19 protein-coding genes are annotated in these 17193 nt (G+C 35.4%); 8 read left to right on the forward strand and 11 right to left on the reverse strand.

Annotated features, from left to right (window positions below; all coding sequences use genetic code 11):
- Positions 1 to 120: 120 nt before the first annotated feature.
- Positions 121 to 705 carry a hypothetical protein gene (locus K429_RS0103705; protein ID WP_007210449.1) on the forward strand — a complete coding sequence of 195 codons (585 nt, stop codon included), beginning with the start codon at positions 121 to 123 and terminating at the stop codon, positions 703 to 705.
- Positions 706 to 730: 25 nt separating this feature from the next.
- Here K429_RS0103705 and K429_RS0103710 read toward each other — a convergent pair whose 3' ends face one another.
- Positions 731 to 1498, reverse strand: a complete 768-nt coding sequence (locus K429_RS0103710) for a LuxR C-terminal-related transcriptional regulator (protein ID WP_025726081.1) — start codon at positions 1496 to 1498, stop codon at positions 731 to 733.
- Between the two features lie 302 nt (positions 1499 to 1800).
- On the opposite strand from K429_RS0103710, the gene K429_RS0103715 reads away from it, so the two are divergent.
- A complete protein-coding gene (locus K429_RS0103715; RefSeq protein ID WP_025726082.1) occupies positions 1801 to 3108 on the forward strand; it encodes an MATE family efflux transporter in 1308 nt (435 codons plus the stop codon).
- Positions 3109 to 3122: 14 nt separating this feature from the next.
- Here K429_RS0103715 and K429_RS0103720 read toward each other — a convergent pair whose 3' ends face one another.
- Positions 3123 to 5126, reverse strand: coding sequence for a HAMP domain-containing sensor histidine kinase (locus K429_RS0103720; protein ID WP_025726083.1), 2004 nt, complete (start codon positions 5124 to 5126; stop codon positions 3123 to 3125).
- 270 nt (positions 5127 to 5396) lie between these two features.
- Between K429_RS0103720 and K429_RS0103725 the strand changes: the two genes are divergently transcribed.
- The 6 genes from K429_RS0103725 to K429_RS0103750 all read left to right on the forward strand — a co-directional run bounded on the left by K429_RS0103725 (position 5397) and on the right by K429_RS0103750 (position 10808).
- The gene (locus tag K429_RS0103725) at positions 5397 to 5834 is read left to right on the forward strand and encodes a VOC family protein (RefSeq protein WP_007210453.1); all 438 of its coding nucleotides are present in this window, start codon (positions 5397 to 5399) and stop codon (positions 5832 to 5834) included.
- A gap of 37 nt (positions 5835 to 5871) precedes the next feature.
- The gene (locus K429_RS0103730; protein WP_025726084.1) at positions 5872 to 6147 is read left to right on the forward strand and encodes a zinc ribbon domain-containing protein; all 276 of its coding nucleotides are present in this window, start codon (positions 5872 to 5874) and stop codon (positions 6145 to 6147) included.
- A 1003-nt stretch (positions 6148 to 7150) separates the two neighbouring features.
- Positions 7151 to 8449 (forward strand): AAA family ATPase, encoded by a 1299-nt coding sequence (locus K429_RS0103735; protein WP_025726085.1) that lies wholly within the window; start codon positions 7151 to 7153, stop codon positions 8447 to 8449.
- A complete protein-coding gene (locus K429_RS29340) occupies positions 8446 to 9036 on the forward strand; it encodes a hypothetical protein (protein WP_025726086.1) in 591 nt (196 codons plus the stop codon). Before K429_RS0103735 ends, K429_RS29340 begins: the two co-directional genes overlap by 4 nt.
- 264 nt (positions 9037 to 9300) lie before the next feature.
- Positions 9301 to 9531: a DUF2188 domain-containing protein gene (locus K429_RS0103745; RefSeq protein WP_025726087.1), complete on the forward strand. Its 231-nt coding sequence runs from the start codon at positions 9301 to 9303 to the stop codon at positions 9529 to 9531.
- 20 nt (positions 9532 to 9551) lie between these two features.
- A complete protein-coding gene (locus K429_RS0103750) occupies positions 9552 to 10808 on the forward strand; it encodes a hypothetical protein (RefSeq protein ID WP_025726088.1) in 1257 nt (418 codons plus the stop codon).
- Between the two features lie 369 nt (positions 10809 to 11177).
- Here the strand turns inward: K429_RS0103750 and K429_RS0103760 are convergent, their stop codons facing one another.
- The 9 genes from K429_RS0103760 to K429_RS0103800 form a co-directional block, all read right to left on the reverse strand.
- Entirely contained in the window at positions 11178 to 12089 is a 912-nt protein-coding gene (locus K429_RS0103760) for a DUF5712 family protein (RefSeq protein ID WP_025726089.1), read from the reverse strand.
- Between the two features lie 4 nt (positions 12090 to 12093).
- The gene (locus K429_RS0103765; protein WP_025726090.1) at positions 12094 to 12678 is read right to left on the reverse strand and encodes a BfmA/BtgA family mobilization protein; all 585 of its coding nucleotides are present in this window, start codon (positions 12676 to 12678) and stop codon (positions 12094 to 12096) included.
- A 284-nt stretch (positions 12679 to 12962) separates the two neighbouring features.
- Positions 12963 to 13295: a helix-turn-helix domain-containing protein gene (locus K429_RS0103770; protein ID WP_025726091.1), complete on the reverse strand. Its 333-nt coding sequence runs from the start codon at positions 13293 to 13295 to the stop codon at positions 12963 to 12965.
- Between the two features lie 155 nt (positions 13296 to 13450).
- Positions 13451 to 13831: a hypothetical protein gene (locus K429_RS0103775; RefSeq protein ID WP_008657164.1), complete on the reverse strand. Its 381-nt coding sequence runs from the start codon at positions 13829 to 13831 to the stop codon at positions 13451 to 13453.
- A 19-nt stretch (positions 13832 to 13850) separates the two neighbouring features.
- Positions 13851 to 14078, reverse strand: coding sequence for a hypothetical protein (locus K429_RS0103780; protein ID WP_044096460.1), 228 nt, complete (start codon positions 14076 to 14078; stop codon positions 13851 to 13853).
- A gap of 83 nt (positions 14079 to 14161) precedes the next feature.
- On the reverse strand, positions 14162 to 14686 hold the full coding sequence (locus tag K429_RS0103785; protein WP_025726093.1) for a hypothetical protein: 525 nt from the start codon (positions 14684 to 14686) through the stop codon (positions 14162 to 14164).
- On the reverse strand, positions 14683 to 15405 hold the full coding sequence (locus K429_RS0103790; protein ID WP_025726094.1) for a hypothetical protein: 723 nt from the start codon (positions 15403 to 15405) through the stop codon (positions 14683 to 14685). The genes K429_RS0103785 and K429_RS0103790 overlap by 4 nt, the downstream gene beginning before the upstream one ends.
- A gap of 65 nt (positions 15406 to 15470) precedes the next feature.
- The gene (locus K429_RS0103795; RefSeq protein ID WP_025726095.1) at positions 15471 to 16427 is read right to left on the reverse strand and encodes a nitroreductase; all 957 of its coding nucleotides are present in this window, start codon (positions 16425 to 16427) and stop codon (positions 15471 to 15473) included.
- Complete coding sequence (locus K429_RS0103800) at positions 16417 to 17031, reverse strand: TetR/AcrR family transcriptional regulator (RefSeq protein ID WP_008657154.1); 615 nt, start codon at positions 17029 to 17031, stop codon at positions 16417 to 16419. Before K429_RS0103800 ends, K429_RS0103795 begins: the two co-directional genes overlap by 11 nt.
- Positions 17032 to 17193 lie beyond the last annotated feature (162 nt).

Genomic DNA, 17193 nt, shown 5'->3' on the forward strand with positions numbered 1-17193 from the left:
ATCTGGGAAGTTTGGAAAGGGTGGCAAAGTTAGTCCGAATTATCAGGTTATTAAATAGTTATTTATAGCTATATATCCGTCCTTTTTTCTACATTTGCACGTCATTACAAAAGAAAAACAATGGATATTCTTGATCTTGCCAGACGGAATCAACAGAAAGCCCGGAAAATTATAGAAGACACAAAGATCATCCCTATTTGGGAAAGTATAGGTGCCAGAGTGAATTTAGTAGGTTCTTTAAGTACAGGATTGCTGATGAAGCATCTTGACATTGATTTTCATATTTATACCTCACAATTTAGTCTGTGTGATAGCTTTCAGGCAATGGTGAAGTTTACGGAGAACAAGTCTTTCATGAAGATGGAGCATAAGAATCTGCTGGATACAGAGGAAGCATGTGTGGAGTGGCATGCTTGGTATCGGGATGCAGATAATGCGCTTTGGCAGATAGATATGATCCATATTTTGGAAGGTTCCCGGTATGATGGCTATTTTGAGAAGTTTGCCGAACGGCTTTCCGCTGTTTTGACTGATGAAACAAGGTATGCCATTTTAAAATTGAAATATGATACGCCCGAGTCGGAAAAGATTATGGGAATAGAGTATTATAAAGCTGTTATCCGGGATGGCATACGCAGTTATGAGGACTTTATGGAATGGAGAAGTCTGCATCCGGTTACGGGAATTATGGACTGGATGCCGTAACTTGCATATTTCTTTCGCAGAGCGGTTAGCTTAGTATTCCTGACTTTAATCCTGCATTGATAGCTTCGATAGAATTCTGTACCCCTAATTTGTGCAATAGGTTTTGCCGGTGAATATTGACCGTATGAATACTGATGCAGAGATTGTGAGCTATTTCTTTACTTAATAATCCTTTTTGAATAAGCTGTAAAATCTCCAGTTCACGCTGTGTCAGATGAATCCGTGGAATAGATACTAAAGTAGGCGAGAACATTTCTCCATTTTTGAGATTCAATACAGTGCATTCCACTTGATCAGTTTCTGTCTGATTGGGTGCAATCTCTATATTTCCAAGTATCAGCCATGCTTTTCCGTTGAGGCTTTGTTCTAAAACCTGTTGCCGGCTGATTACCCGTATGTACTGTTGTTTGGCATTCATCAGCCGGAAACTATATATATTACAATAATCATTTCTTTGTTCGTGAGGCAGGCTATAGATGAACTTGCTAAGGTTAATCTGCAATTGCTCCAGTCGGGCGAAATCGTCCGGATGAAAGCGTGATTCCAAATAATCTCCCTGCTTCTCCAGAGTAGCTATTTTCCGGCTGTCATATCCCAGTATATCTGCAAAGTTAGAAGATGCGAAAGCATATCTGTATTTATAAACATCAACTACAAATGAGCAACTTCTGCTGATTTTGGACATCTGTTGTAGCACAACTTTATCCTGTTCCCATATGGCATAGTCGATTTCATTTGCAGACAAATGTTGCTTTGCCCACATCTCTTCTCTTGTGATTTCAGTTGATTTCATGCAGTGGAGTAATTTCACGCAAAAATATAATAACCGTTGATTTATCCGGGTAAGATCACTTGCTTTTTTATTATTTTTCCTACATTTGCTGTGTAGAATTCACATAAAACGATTGTTCAACTCATGAAACATCAACTCTGTATATAGCTACGCTCCACGAATAGTACTTTCCAATAAAAGCTATTCGGCTATCCTGACGGATTTTTGTAATTCGTCACAGAGTTTTCCTATCTGATTATTTATATCGAGTGGCACGCAGCTATGCGCATAGCTGTGTGCCATGCGTTTATTTTAGTTGAACAATGAATTATACGTATAAGCAAATATGGCTCATCAACTTTCCTGTGATGATGAGCATCCTGATGGAGCAATTAATCAATATTACTGATGCTATTTTTCTGGGACATGTAGGCGAAGTGGAGTTAGGTGCTTCTGTGCTTGCAAGTGTTTATTATCTGGCCATTTATATGCTTGGTTTTGGCTTTAGTTTGGGTTTACAGGTTATGATTGCCCGCAGAAACGGGGAACAAAGATACGAAGAAACAGGGAAGACTTTCTTCCAGGGATTATTGTTCCTGAGTGGACTGGCTATGTTTTTAAGTCTTGCGTCCTATATACTGTCACCTGTTATCCTGAGGTATTTCATCCGTTCACCGGAGATTTATAATGCTGCGGTTGATTATCTGACATGGAGATGTTTCGGTCTGCTATTCTCTTTTCCATTTCTGGCATTCCGCTCTTTCTTCGTGGGAATTACGAAAACGAGAGTTTTGTCGTGGGCGGCTATAATGGCGGTTCTTATCAATATCCCTTGTAATTACTTGTTTATTTTCAGTCTCAATCTGGGTATATCCGGGGCAGCAATGGCTTCTTCACTGGCTGAAGCCGGTTCTTTATTAATTCTGGTTATCTATACTTTTCTGAAAATGGATAAGGAGAATTTAGGGTTAAAACCTGTTTATGATAGGAAATTGCTAAATTCACTTTTTCACTTATCCGTATGGAGTATGATGCATGCTTTCATTAGTGTTGCTCCGTGGTTTTTATTCTTCGTGGCTATCGAGCGGTTGGGAGAAAAAGAACTGGCAGTGTCGAATATTATAAGAAGTGTTTCTACCGTTTTCTTTGTAATAGTCAATTCGTTTGCGGCTACTATCGGTTCACTGGTCAGTAATCTGATAGGTGCGGGTGAGGGGAGAAGTATGTTCCGGCTCTGTGGTAAAATTCTCAGATTGGGATATGCAATCGGTCTTCCTTTGATAATTATTGCTATGTTATTTAATCAACAGATTATCGGATTTTATACGGATAATGCAGAATTAATCGAACTTGCTCAGTATCCGTTTATCGTGATGTTGCTGAATTACACATTTGCTTTGCCTGGTTATGTTTTTATGAATGCAGTAACAGGTACAGGTAATACCCGGATTGCATTTATCTTTCAGATTTCCACTATTGTCGTCTATCTGGCTTATTTGTATCTATTGAGTTATTGTTTCACAACGACTTTACCGGTCTATTTGACGGCTGAGTATTTGTTTGTGATTCTATTAGGTGTTCAATCTTGCGCTTACCTGAAGATAAGCGGTATTAGTAAGGGAATAAAGTAGTATAGCCGATACCTTTATTTTATTGGTAAAGTGACGATCATTCGTATTCCTTCCTTATATGCAGGATCTATTTTTATCTCTCCGGCAAGTCGTTTTGTGATGAGCCGGCAGAGATATAATCCCAGTCCATTACCGGGAATAAAAGTGTCAAGTTTGGAGAAGCGGTTGAATACTTCTTCATGTTTCTCCTGAGGAATACCGCAACCGGTATCGGTGACGTATATCAGGATTTTCTCTTTGGATTTATCCACTCCATATCCTAAAGTGATCTGACCTTTTTCTGTGAATTTATTAGCATTACTCAGCAAGTGTTCGATTACTTGGGTCAGGTATTGGGCATTGCTTGGAATCATCATACTTTCTTCTGTAATCTCCAGCTTATATTCTATGCCCTCCTTTTTCTTGAGTTGCTCCATTTCATGTACACAGATGTTCTTCAAATCTGTAGGCTGACAGGGAAGTTTTTCTTCGGAAACATCCAGATTGGCAACTTCCAGCATACTGTTGATAAGACTTGTTAGTAATACAGTATTCTTTTGAATTTCCGGTGGAAACTCTTTGCGCATCTCCGCATCGATTTCTTCATTCATGATCAGATCGGAGAATCCGACGATAGCGTTGAGTGGAGTACGTATCTCATGGCAGATTGAGTTGATAAATGATTGTTTCATCTTTTCGCTTTCCTGTGCTTTGAGATGCAAGGCTTTTAATTCCATTTTCATCCTTTTCTCCTTCTTCCAGGAAAAATATAAATAGGTGCAGATAAGTGCTACGATTATCAATAAAATGCTGAGAGAAATGAGCATCGTTTTCTTATTTTTTATCTCCAGCATAGTCTTTTCATTATTGAGAGTATTCAGATCATACTTTACTTGTAATTCATTGAGCTGCTTATGTGTAGCTTCTGTACTTAATGAATCCTGAATCTGATGTGAAATCTTCAAATATTTCAGAGCATTCTGATAATCTTTGATTGCTTCATAAGTCATGGAATTGATGTTGTATAATCCGGGCAGATTCTGTGGTGCTAATGTTTCTGCAAATTTAATCAGACTGTCGTTGGCTGCTATTGCCTTGCGAAAATCTCTTTCGGTACGGTTATTGGAATAATAGTTGTTGGCGCAAAGATAATAATTGTATTTGTCCAGATCATTAGTCAAACTCTTACCAATTTCCTGAATACGCTTCCAGTAATATTTTTCTTGTTCTAATGTCAGATATGGCAAACTGCTAATCATAAATGAATAGTACTGAAGGAGATATAAATCTATATTATAGAAAGGACGCTGTTTTTGGTAATCATTTTTGTATTTTTGCTCTACCATATTAATAAGCTGTTCCATGATTTTCACAGCTTCTTTGTTCTTACCTGCTTGGGCGTATGTAAAACATACTCTCCAGGTAATGAATTTTTTGTAGATGTATTTTTCTTTTTCCGGGAGTGTTTCTGTAAGTTGCATGGCTTTATCCAAATAAGGTATTGCCTTTTTGAATTGATCACTCATATAGAAACTCGTTCCCATATTATAGGCTGATGCTATTTGTTTGTATACATTGTCTTCTTTATCTGTCTCTACATTCTTGGAATCTAATTCTTCTTTGATAGCTTCCGTTCTCTCTCCGGAGTAGCATCGTGAGTCAAAAGTTCGCATATGATAAAAAGGTAATAAACTTTTGAGTTCATCCTCGGTCGCTATCTTTTTAAAATATTCGGTGTATTTGGCTATTGTATCTTTATTGTATTCGCTGATTCCGGCGATAAGAATATCGTCGAGTGCATTCAGCATATTTTTTCTGTCATCGATTGTGGCTGCTTCCTGATACATCTTTAATAGATAAAGATGGGCTTCAGGATTTTCCTGATAGAGGTCTGCCAGATTTCTGTATATTTGAATTCTTTTCTCGGAAGACTGGGTATTTTTTAAAACACCTAGGAGGCTATCTGCTGCCTGTGTTTGGTTTGAGGCAAGCACTGTCGAATTGATAAGTATAAATATAGCAGTTAGTAAATGTCGCATAATATGTTGCTACTTTGTAATGGCGCAAATCTACTGCTTTTTTTCGTGATTTTGTGTTGTTTGAGAAAAATATTTTCGGAGGTTTATCTTTGGTATTTTTTACCTTTCTGATTTGCTTTCTGAATTTATCCGATTTAGTGATAAATACTTGTTTAACTGCAATTTCCAGAAGTGTAATTCTTGTGGATCAGAAAGAAAACCTTATATTTGTAAAATGACGATAAATGTCATATAAATCTTTATAGACTTAATACTTAAAAGCGTAACTAAATGGCAAAAATCAATTTTTACCTTCTCTTTAATGGCAATTGCGAAGAGGCATTCAATTTTTATAAATCAGCTTTTGGTATAGATTTTACTTTTATAGGCAGATATGGGGATATTCCTCCGCAGAATGGGATGCCTCCGATTTCTGAGGATGAAAAAAATAAAATAGAGAATATCTGTTTGCCTATTGCTGAAGAGACTGTTTTGATGGGAGCGGATGTTTGCGGCTATATGGCGCAAAATACTGTATTCGGTAATAATTTCTCTCTTTATATAGAAGCTGATAGTAGAGGAGAGGCAGATCGATTGTTTGCCGGGTTGTCAACAGAGGGACGTGTAACGATGCCTATGAGTGAAGCACATTGGGGGGATTATTTTGGAATGTTTACTGATAAGTTTGGTGTGAATTGGCTGATAAATGTCCGCAAGAATATAGGGTAATTATATAGTGATAAATTAAAAGAATAATAGTTTTACTATGGAAGAAATGTATTGTCAGAGTTGTGGTATGCCACTTGTAAAGGCAGAAGATTTTGCAACAAATAAAGACGGAACTCCTATGAGTGAGTATTGCATCTATTGTTTTAAAGATGGAGATTTTACAGGGGATATCACTATGGAGGATATGATCAATATCAGCCTGAAGCATATGAGGGAACTCTTCAAAGGTGATCCTGATTTCAACGAGCAGGCAGCATTGACTAAAATGAGAGATTTTTTCCCGGAGTTAAAGAGGTGGAAGAAGTCTCTATAATCTTTTCTTTTGGAAATGCATTAGGTAACATTCTATAGAAAAAGAAAAGCGTTGTAAATAAGTTATTTACAACGCTTTTCTTACAAGTGGTGCCACCAGCAAGAGAACTTTTGTCTTCTATCTGTTGATTATCACCATTTTATAGTTTTTTCCATTTGGAAATCCACATGATTTAGCACACGATTATGTTTTATCGTTTTGCTCGCTATAAGAACGATCCTATTTTCAAATATCTCATTGTTTCAATATCGTCTGGGATTCTCCAAAGAGAGTTACCACGCTGATATTTAAAACTTTATATTTTTTTGCTTCAAGCATATCTCATGAATTATCCCACTAATTTGCTACATGCTTTTGCAGTAGTTTGCTAATGGAGAATACTAAGGGCAAAGATAAGAATTTTCTCTTTACTTTATTATTATGCCACTACTGTGTGTTCAGAAAGTATCCTGCTGATAAACAGTAAATTACAATATGTTATTTAAAAAGGTAATAGCTTAGCAACGTGCTATCTACTTTATTATTCTTAAGACTGCATCATTTTATAACCTGTTACAAAGATAATGCTTAATTCAACAAGGACAAAGAATTCGGTAAATTAAGCATTCGTTACTTAGAATATTCTGCTTCAAATATATTCAATAATTTAGCTTCCTGATTTTCCATGTGTCTTTGAAGCAGTTTTTTAATTCAAAATATTCAAAGCAAAAAATAGAGAATCGTTTTAATAACATTCTGGTGTTTTGGATTACTAGCTATTTTTACCAAATACACCAAATCTCTATTCTTTAATTTTTATAAATTCAAGGTATCATATTATTTTTTCAGATAGCAGTGGATGTATGGGTGAAATATTTATATACGCAACTTTTTATTTCGTTTTAATGCTTGTGTACAGCAAAATAAGATATAAATACTCTATTCGCGAAATAAAATATTTCTTTTTCGTTTGTATTGTCAAAAACAAGTGTTATATTTGCATCGAACATTAAAAGTAATAAGCATGAAAATAGATAGAATAACATTAGGTGGCATTTCCAACATAGAGAAGGTTTCTCTCTCTTTATCGGGCATAGACGCTTTAATCGCACCTAATAATTACGGGAAAAGTAATGTTCTCCATGCGATTGATTTTGGATTACGCTTCATTTGCGCATCTTCAAATCAAAAAAAGAAACAGATGCATAATAGTTCTTTCATTCCTATAAATAAAAAGACAGAAGGAAGTTCATTTGATTTTGAGCTGGAAGGCACATTAGAATGGGATAGAAAAACATATTCTTATATGTATGGATATTCATTTGATTGGGTAAAGACTGAAAAAAAACAAAAAGGTGCTCGCATAACTAAAGAATATCTAAAATTGAAAGGTGAGGAAGATACTAAATTTAAGAGTTATATCAATCGTACTCCGGATTTTTCTTTCTATTTAGCATCTCCAACTGGTAGGTGCGCAAAGAACTTACTCCTGACAGAAGATCAATTGGCACTCGATAAACTTCAGAACTATGATGAATTATTTTATCTTGATGTTTTAAAATCCTTTGCAAGGTTAGAAACAAGCACCGTTGACACCCTTCAGAGCCCGGATAATTATTTTGGCTCTATTTCTATTATAGATGGTGAAAGCCTTAATGGATATAGCCTCTCTATGCCTGAACATCATGCCAGAATTAGCTATTTTATAAAAAGTTTGGAGCAAGAAGATATTGAAAAATATAATCTTTTCAAGAGTGCAGTGCTTCAATTATTACCCAATATTGAGGAGTTCAAACCTATTCAGGTCGATTTAAAGAAAGAGTTTGAAGAAAACGACAATAAGTTACCTTTTCGTTTACCGGATGTTTTTTACGATATTCAAGTAAAAGAAAGATGTAATAACCAATATACCTCGATTAGGCGTATGTCTACAGGATGTAAAAAGATATTTTGTGTATTAGCTTTGGCTATTGCTGCAAATATGAACAAGTTACCACTTTTAACTTTTGAAGAGTTAGAAAACTCTGTTCATACATATTTGTTACGTCATATGCTTGAAATTTTATCTGAATTAGCAGGGGAAACTAAAATTGTCTTAACAAGCCATTCTCCATATCTAGTTAGATATTTAAATCCAGAACAAGTGAAAATAGGTATACCAAATAGAGATTGTGTGGCAGACTTTAAAGAAATAAGATCATCAAAATTGAAAAAGATATTGAAAAATGCATCATTGGAAGAAGAGACATTGGGCGAATATCTATTTAATTTAATGCTGGAAGAAGATATTGAAAGTGATTTTATAACCGAGTATTTTATATGATGAATGAAAATAACGTCCATATTATAGTACTTGTAGGTAACGAAGCCGATGAATCTTTCCTTATCTGGATGTTGACTTATTATCAGGAAGTATTATCTAAATCAGCGAGGAATTGGGAAGTTTATAATGTAAAAGGTATAAGGCATCGAATTCAGAGAGTAAATAAAAAAATTGCTTCTATTTTAAATTCTGAAAATGTTCAATTAGTTGTATTTGCATTTTGTTCTGATATGTCTCTATATCCTTTTGCAGAAAAGCCTGTGATAGATTGGGATGATCTAAAAAGAAATCTATTAATACAAAATATTGCAGGTTTTTATGAGGTAAAAGTAGATAAAATTATTGAAGACTGGATTTTAGATGATTTAAGTGGTATCTGTGAATATCTCAACATCAAGATACCAAATACAATTGAAGGAGAAAATGGTTATAAAAAAATATCATCTCTTTTCAGAAAAGCTTCTAAGCAGTATATAACAGATTACAGTATTCTTGATTTACTACCTTATTTGAGTTTAGATAGAATAAGGAAATGTAGGCAATCTTGTTTACTGGATTTGGAGAAAAAAATGGGTGTTGAATTTTAATTTTAGCAAATTATGATATAGAGAAAATTTAATCAAACGACTATAACAGAAAAAAAGAGAGCTACTTGGCGGCTGCTCTCTATTTCAGAATTTGTTTTTGTGGGTTGTAGCAACTTCCTTAGAAGATAGTCACTTTTAAGAAATCCTGTTTTTTGATGTGCAAAGCTAAAACAAAAATTGGTAATTCCAAAGTCCTTTTGATGTTTTTAAGCTATAACAACCCTCGTTCGCTTATTGTTTAGTAATAACTTCAATTTGATTTTTATGAAGAAAAATCAACACGTTGTGCCTTCTGGTAATCAGTGGGCTGTAAGAGGTGAGGGTAATAGTAAAAAGACAAAAATTACTCATACTCAGAGAGATGCAATAGAAATTGCACGGGAGATTGCCCGGAATCAGCAATCGGAGTTAGTAATTCATCGAAAGAATGGAGCAATCCGAGACAAAGACAGTTATGGGAATGATCCATGTCCCCCAAAGGATGAAAAGTATTAATCTAAAAAACGTAAATTGTCATGACTGAATTTTGTATTAATAGCGTATCGAAGTCAAAATTAGCAGATGAAGGAATATCTGTTAAAGAGTTATTGGAGTTGCTTGATGTGAACGATGAATTAAATAAAGCTTTACTAAAGGCTTTAGGTATTGATCGTCTAAAAGACGACTTTATAAACATTGCTGGAGCTAAAGAATTAGTTACCATCCAAAAAGCTATAAACAAAAGATTCTATAAAGAAGATTTTGTAAGCTCATTGGATAATATTTCTGTTTATAGCAATGATAGTAAGTTAACATTCTGCTTTACAGATTTGAGTAAAAGTGAATATTTTTCGCAGCTAAATTTATCTTCAATGGACTCAACTCCGTTGTACTCATCTAAGAGTGATTTTTTCTCTTGGCTCTATGGGATGGATAAATATGCTAACGAATTAATTAAAGAAGGATTAGATGATATACTGTCTCATAATCTCGATTTGTTAAGAAAAAAAGAGATAGGTAGTAGAGAACGTAAATATCGAATACTTCAAGACCTAAACAACAAACAGTTCTATGTTCGAGCAATTATATCTTTAGATAGATATAATAATTATGATAACAATATAGCGATAGTTATTGCATTGATATCTCTTCACAAGAAAACTAAAGAGTTAGGAGTCGAATATGCATTAAACAGAATCGAATATAATGAATCTCACATGAGAATCTTTTTTGAAGAAAAAGGTGAAAAAAAATTAGAAGAATTGGGATTTGTAAAAAATCTTATTGAAATTTCAAATGATGAAGTTAAACGTGAAGCTTTAAAGTTTGAGGCGGTAAGTATTATTGAGTTTATTGATTCAGAGAATAATCTGCAAGAATTAATAATTCAACCTTCTTCTTCTCCGCGTCCTAAAATTAAGACAAAAATTTTAGCAGTAGCTCATAGTATGAGTCCAAAGACATTTGTGGAGAAACTAGTGGAAATTGATAATTCCGTAAAAATACATAATGAATTGTTTGAATTGATAAGCGCGATATCAAAGATACAGAATCCACGACAAATAATGTTTTTAGTTAAAGATATAGTTAAAAATGCAAGAAGCGAGAGTTTTAAAAAACATCGAGATGTGATACAGAAAATTATAGACACTCACGTCGTCGATAATATGATTCAGTTACTAACTCTATTTAAAAAACTAGAATTGGTAACAGAAAACGATATTGAGGCTAGCGAATATGTGCGCTATATAATATATCAGTCGTTAATTGAGAGGAAGAAACAATCGCTATAAATTAAAATCTTTATTTGCAAATTTATCTTTAGATTTTGTATCTTGGATATATAAATATGATAGGTGCTTTTCTGCCGAGATTAGCACCTACCTTTATAGGATTTCGTATTTTACTAAAGTATCATGAAAAGATAACTATTTGATTAATAAAATTTATCTCAGCATTAGATCTAACGATTTCGATAGGTATAATGCCAGATAATTAGGGGGAAATCGGCTTTCAATTCTCCTAATAAGCAAATATAAATCTACCCACCTACTTCTGGGTAGTAATAATGTTATCCACTGTCAGACAGACAAGAGATTTATGATATTTGAAACGCTCCATCAAGTAGCGGTCTATATTGACTCTTAGTTCCTCATATTCAATCATCGTCTAATCCCTTTCTTCTTGCGTTTCTGTGCCTGTAAATCTCCTGCTTGTGTAGCGTTGTAGTTATTGCCATCTCCCAATGAGAAGATAGATAATAGAGAATCACCACTACTATTATTTTGCTGATTGAAAGTGGGTTTCTCATCCTGCTTGCTATCAAGATTGCAAGAAATCATGTTTTCTTTTTCATTGGATTGGAATACGTCTTTTTTCTTTTTGCCAGTAAAATTTTGCTCCTGTAATTCAATCTGTTCGGAGATAGAACCGTTCTTCATGGTATTGGCATACTCAAACGATTCTGAGAATTGGCGGTCGTAGCTGAACAGTTTATCAAAGCCCTGTTCTGCCTGTTGGAATAGGTTCACACGGTCATAACCACCTGTTACCATTCCTTTCCTGGTGTTCTTGTGGTTGGTAAGCGGTGATAGCTTCTTTTTATTGGCTTGGTCTTTACGACTGACAATCAAATGACAGTGCATATTCAGCTCGTTATTGGAACGACTACGGTCAAAATGTATTTTCCCATAAAATTTTATATCCGCTTCGGATAGTCCTTTGTTGAAATTCTTGGCATATTCAGGAATAAATACTTCCCGAATATACCGCTTCATGGCTTCGGCTTTCTCCTGTTCGGTGTTCCCCATTATCCAAAGTTCGTTTTCCGATGGGCTGACATGGATAGCGAAAAACTTAGCATCTGTTTTCTGTAATTGCCCGATATTGGTATCTATGTCTTTTATGACGGTTGATTTATAGATATTATCCTCTGTTAGACTAAAGAAACCTTCGGTATAGATTCCCTTTTCCATACGTTCTAAATCCTCATGTTCCATGTATGAGGCTAACTGTCGGCTACTCCCTGCATTGTTATATGTTCCGCCCGATGGTGGGGCAAAATCTATGTGCATGGTTCTATGTATTTATTAGATTAGTAATTTCAGCCTTTAGGCTCTCTTTCCTTTTGCTATCCATCACACCGCAAGCAGAGAGTTCCGAATAGAGTTGTATCAGTTGAAGTAACTTTTTGTAATCTCGTTGGTGTATCTGATAAAGTGCGGTAAGTTGTTTCCCCTGCTGGTTGATTACATCGGCGTGCTTGCCGAACTGTTCACTTACCTTTTGCAGTACAGCTGTTTGTTTACCTTGACTGGATTCTAATTGGGAAAGAATAAGCGTTTCCAATGTCTTGCCAATACTATCAAACCGAACCGCAATAGAATTAGCAGTTCGTATCATGGGATTTAGTTGTTCTTCCTCGTAGTGTCGGATGAATCGGATAATATCATCCTGCCGTTTGTTTATCTTCGCCAGTTCCGATTTTACGGATTCCGGTGCTTCCGATGGATTGATACACGCTTTATCAATATAGACAAATGCTAATCGGACTATTTCCCCTTTTTTCAGCGAATAGCGTTTGCAGAGTTTATCTATCAGCTTTCCTGTCTGTCGGTCTATCCCGATGGTGGTAAGCGTGGATATATTACTGGTCTTATCCATGATTATAAGTTTTTTATAAAGAAAACGACATTCATTCAGTTGATTATAAGCGAAATAGATTTTCGACTTATAATCACTGTTATAAACTATTACGAATGTAACCCATTAAAGCCGAAGGCTTTGCCCCGCAGGGCAAGAGGGAAGAACAGGACTTGTCCAGTTCCCTCTTGCTCAATTTAGCGAAATGAGCGAAGCTGGAAGACGTAGCTGTTTCTGCTAAATTAGGATGGTAGCACAAGGAAGGAGCAGCAATACTTCATTCCTAAATTTGCTACCTTTTGCTTTCAAGGCTGATTCTTTAATTGATTGGCTTCTTCAAACTGTTTGTAGGTTTGGAAATCGGCACGTTCACGAATGAAAGACCGGATATCACCAGCACGATAATAAGTTTTCTTTCCGATGGTAAAGAAAGGTAGTAGCCCGCTTACCCTATAACGTTGAAGAGTTCGGAAAGATACTTTCAGAAGAAAGGCTAAATCCTGATTATCAAGTATCTTTTCATTATCATCTAATACTTTATCGGTATTGATTAGGGATTTTAAGTCTTTCACTATTTCAGTGAGTTTCTTGGATAGCTTCTCCATCCATTTATCAAAGTTTTCGTTGTCTATATACATTTTGCTTCATTTTTTGGTGATACATCATGAATGTCAATCGATTGATGATGCAAAAATCGGCAGAATGGAGAATCAGAAAAAGAGGAGTAGGTAACTACTCCCCTGAAAATAAAATTCAAATAGTTGTAAATAAGAGAATTATAAAACCATTTTGTCTAATGTTTATTAGATCGTTTACGGGCTTCTTTGTTAATTGCATTCTTTAAAGCATCTAATGTTTTGGTCAGATTGAATGGTTTACGCATAAAAATAGCATCCAGTTTATCGTATATACTTCCAAATCTCAAATTGAAAAGGACTTCAAAACCGTGAGCTAAACGAACTAATGGGACGGGCTTTCCGTCTTTTCCGACTACTTCGCCTAAAAAAGATAACCCTATTACTATTTCAGCAATACCAATAATCCCCAAGTCCTTTGACTTAGGGATTACGTATAGATCTGATTCGAATGTTGGTGAGATAGGTGAAACAAATGATTCAGGATGCTTAATTTTTAGACTTAATAGTTCCAATTCTACATTGATAATAGCTAGCACTTTATGCAGATAAGAATTTTTAAGCGCATTTTTCCCCCTGCTCGCACTGATATAGCTCTTTTAAGGGTGCTATCTCAATACGAGTGAGATTCAGCATCCGAAAGATGTTGGAGTTATCTTTTGAATTGCCAATTGTTGCTATGCACCTGATAAATTCGTCATAAGCGTCTTGCATTTCTGTGTCAGTTACTTTTTGTGAGGAATCAGTCAATAAGATGGTAATCCTCGTTTTTGATAAATCATTCATAAGCATGAAGTGTTTAATAATTAATGAGTATTAATAATCAGACTAAAGTCTGTTACATGTTGCTGAATGATTTCTGTATATCTTTAAAACATGAATCCAATCTTTATTGAAATAGCATTATGACTTAGTTTCTCTGCAAACTCGGCAGTAAACAATGATTGCTTTTGCGTTTTCAGTCGTTCAAGTTTCTGGGATTCATATCCTAAAGCCAAGAATAACTTCTTACTTTTACAAATAGAATATTCTACCCCCGCAGATGGATTCAGATAAAAACCTCCATTAGCATTTTTATTCGGTGCAAAACTATATCCAGCGCCACATTCTATATAAGGAGTGAATTTTCTAGGTTTTATGATTAAAAATTTTGCATCGGCAAATAACGGGATCAGAGCTTTTTCATAAATGGATAATCCTGTCCCGACACCGACAGAGAACCGTTTGTTGATAGCATAATAACCCAGAATCTGCCATGAAAAAGGGGTAGCTGCTGGCTCGCTCATGTCAATCCCTGTTCCTGCACTTGTTGCAAAAGTGAAGTGTTCTTTCTTTTGTGCTGTCGCCATAGCAATAGTACAGCTTGCTATAATTAGTAGAATAATCTTTTTCATTGGATTGTTACAATTATGCGTTTTACAATGTGTAAAGCTGTTGTAAGTCCGGATGTATCTTTATTAATCTCTCCCGAACTTCCATCTGGACTACTATGCCCGATCAAATTTGCTTCAAATGATTTTTCTCCTGATAATAAATCGACATTGGCAGTATATACGATCGCTGGTTGTCCACTTCCTTCTTTACCACCAGAATAGTTGGTTTCTCCTTCTTTGGCTAATTTGGGAAAGGCTTCATTGAAATCGGTAGAGTGATTGATTTCTATTTTTACCACAAATTTCTTTAGTGCTGTTGTCGGACTTAATTTGATATTAAAACTTCCATGTGGGGTTGCCCCTGATATGCCATCTGTTAATGGTTCTTTCTTTGTGGGCAAATAAAGTCCATCATCGTATTTTATTCCACGTGAATAACACCAATGAGGTAGAGCTTCTTTTCGTCGGTTTCCTCCCGATGCTTGCCAAGATTGAGTGGCGATCTTATGAGTTACATAGACCGTTGAAAGATAATTCCCTTGTGTATCTTCCAACCAGACAGCAATTTGAGGTGGGTTCTTTTTGTTGATACCTAAGAACAAAGGAAAGTCATGCAGCCATTGTTCACCCTGTTCGATACATACCTTTACATCTCCTTTCTCATACTCAATCAATTCCTGTTGGCAGGAACAAAGGCTGACAAGCCATAAATAAATCAATGTCAATCCCATTTTATTCATATTAGTTTTATTAAATTGTTATTTTATTATTGTTACTAATCGGGAACATAGTAAGCAAAAAAATATTAGACTAGTAATGTTTCAATCTTTTTACGGGGAGAATAAGGGATTTGCTTTGCATAACCAATTCTCATTATTAATGTTGGGTGTTCCTTATTGACAGGTAATTTCTCTCGTAAGTCAAAAGCTAATGCCGCAACTTCGCACGGCTGATTCAAAAAAGCATAAGAAATCCCGATCTCAGTTACTTTTAACAGAAAGCGTTGGAGTGTTCGCCCCAAGTTAATCCACTCTTCGATTGTATCCCGTTGTGTGGTGCATACAACAAAATGCGAGGAAGAATCTATTTTCTTTCTATCCGATTTGTTTTGCGCATTAGGTTTTAAGAATAAGCTAACTATGGGACGTGCTAATATTCTAGGAAGTGGTGGATTTCCGAAAACCAAATAACTTAGCCCGTTATGTGTAGCCTCAACTTGTTTTTTATTAAACCTCATCCACGAAAGCAATTCATTTTTGAAAGCAATATCAGCCATTTGAATTTCATTCCCTTTCATTATGTATTGGGTTATTGTATTTGCAAATGGCGTATTTATTTCAGTAAAGTAGAATTGAATACCATTTTCTTTTGGAATGGATTGAAGTTGTTGTAGAATTCCATCTGATATTTTATTGCCATTATAGATATTGCGGTTTGTCTGTCGTTTCTCAATTTGGTGGAATAGGGAATCTTCAATTGTGAGATCATTTTTCGTTAATTCAAGAATAATCGCTTCTATACTGCATTCTATTATATGGGTAGTGTAATCAAAATAGCTGGCAGCGATGCATAAGTTTTCAACAGCACAGCCTAAGCTAATAAATAACTCACGATTGTTTCTATCAACGACAGGTAACGCTACATCTAAGTTGGGGAGAACCGTAATAGTACTGTCCGTAATATGAAACTTCCAAGGCTGTGTGTTATGTCCCGAAGGAGCTTTGGAAGCATAACTGGCTATTTGTATGAAATCAGTTTTCATCTTGAAATACCTTATTTATTAAAACTTCAATTCCTTCGTTTATCTGTTCCCAGCCTGAATTCTCATTCAGAGGAATGCCATTGTAAACCGGACAAAAATCTTCCAGCATTACCAAATAAGTAATTGATGCTGTCAGCATAGAGGCTATTGCTGCAATTTCCTTTTGGGGATGTCCTGTTAGTTCGCTTACTTTCTTTACAAGGTCTATTCCTACTTTTTCCCGTTGCTCTCTTAGCTTTACAATCATATCATTATTACAAGATAATTCCCAGCGATAAAGCCTTTTCAAAGTAGGATTATTCCTTAATTGCTCAATCTGTCCTTGAAACATACTTTTCACGAATGCAGGTAGTTTTTCACGGCTGGGATATTCAAGAGGGAAATTGATCCAAAAATCATGTTGCCGTATGTAAGCAGCCATAAGTCCCTCTACCGAACCGAAATAACGGTATATCAATATCTTTGAAACACCTGATTGGGTAGCTATAGCGTTAATGCCGATTTTCTCGAAGCCATCTTCGGCAATCATTTTACCGATAGTATCTAGCAACCGCTTTTCGGTAGCTTCCCGATCTCTTTCTCCTGTTATGCTTTTTCCTTTCATTTTACGCATTGTTACTATTTGGGAACAAATATATGTTACTTGTGGGAAACATGCAAATAATCTGCTTGGTAAATTTGCAGTGGTAGAAAGTTTTTTGCTATCAAGCCAATGCTGAACTTACTATGCCGTCCTTAGACAGTTTAGAAAACGTCTCTTGATTCT

Origin of the sequence: Bacteroides sp. 14(A), from assembly GCF_000526555.1 — a bacterium.
Classification (GTDB): domain Bacteria; phylum Bacteroidota; class Bacteroidia; order Bacteroidales; family Bacteroidaceae; genus Bacteroides; species Bacteroides cellulosilyticus.

Bases quoted from the DNA above. Each gene is read 5' to 3' on its own strand.
- K429_RS0103730 (WP_025726084.1), top strand. From the start codon at position 5,872: ATGGAAGAAATGTATTGTCAGAGTTGTGGTATGCCACTTGTAAAGGCA.
- K429_RS0103720 (WP_025726083.1), bottom strand. From the start codon at position 5,126: ATGCGACATTTACTAACTGCTATATTTATACTTATCAATTCGACAGTG.
- K429_RS0103705 (WP_007210449.1), top strand. From the start codon at position 121: ATGGATATTCTTGATCTTGCCAGACGGAATCAACAGAAAGCCCGGAAA.
- K429_RS0103780 (WP_044096460.1), bottom strand. From the start codon at position 14,078: ATGAATGATTTATCAAAAACGAGGATTACCATCTTATTGACTGATTCC.
- K429_RS0103745 (WP_025726087.1), top strand. From the start codon at position 9,301: ATGAAGAAAAATCAACACGTTGTGCCTTCTGGTAATCAGTGGGCTGTA.
- K429_RS0103760 (WP_025726089.1), bottom strand. From the start codon at position 12,089: ATGCACATAGATTTTGCCCCACCATCGGGCGGAACATATAACAATGCA.
- K429_RS0103710 (WP_025726081.1), bottom strand. From the start codon at position 1,498: ATGAAATCAACTGAAATCACAAGAGAAGAGATGTGGGCAAAGCAACAT.
- K429_RS0103715 (WP_025726082.1), top strand. From the start codon at position 1,801: ATGAATTATACGTATAAGCAAATATGGCTCATCAACTTTCCTGTGATG.
- K429_RS0103750 (WP_025726088.1), top strand. From the start codon at position 9,552: ATGACTGAATTTTGTATTAATAGCGTATCGAAGTCAAAATTAGCAGAT.
- K429_RS0103735 (WP_025726085.1), top strand. From the start codon at position 7,151: ATGAAAATAGATAGAATAACATTAGGTGGCATTTCCAACATAGAGAAG.
- K429_RS0103795 (WP_025726095.1), bottom strand. From the start codon at position 16,427: ATGAAAACTGATTTCATACAAATAGCCAGTTATGCTTCCAAAGCTCCT.
- K429_RS0103800 (WP_008657154.1), bottom strand. From the start codon at position 17,031: ATGAAAGGAAAAAGCATAACAGGAGAAAGAGATCGGGAAGCTACCGAA.
- K429_RS0103765 (WP_025726090.1), bottom strand. From the start codon at position 12,678: ATGGATAAGACCAGTAATATATCCACGCTTACCACCATCGGGATAGAC.
- K429_RS29340 (WP_025726086.1), top strand. From the start codon at position 8,446: ATGATGAATGAAAATAACGTCCATATTATAGTACTTGTAGGTAACGAA.
- K429_RS0103770 (WP_025726091.1), bottom strand. From the start codon at position 13,295: ATGTATATAGACAACGAAAACTTTGATAAATGGATGGAGAAGCTATCC.
- K429_RS0103725 (WP_007210453.1), top strand. From the start codon at position 5,397: ATGGCAAAAATCAATTTTTACCTTCTCTTTAATGGCAATTGCGAAGAG.
- K429_RS0103785 (WP_025726093.1), bottom strand. From the start codon at position 14,686: ATGAAAAAGATTATTCTACTAATTATAGCAAGCTGTACTATTGCTATG.
- K429_RS0103790 (WP_025726094.1), bottom strand. From the start codon at position 15,405: ATGAATAAAATGGGATTGACATTGATTTATTTATGGCTTGTCAGCCTT.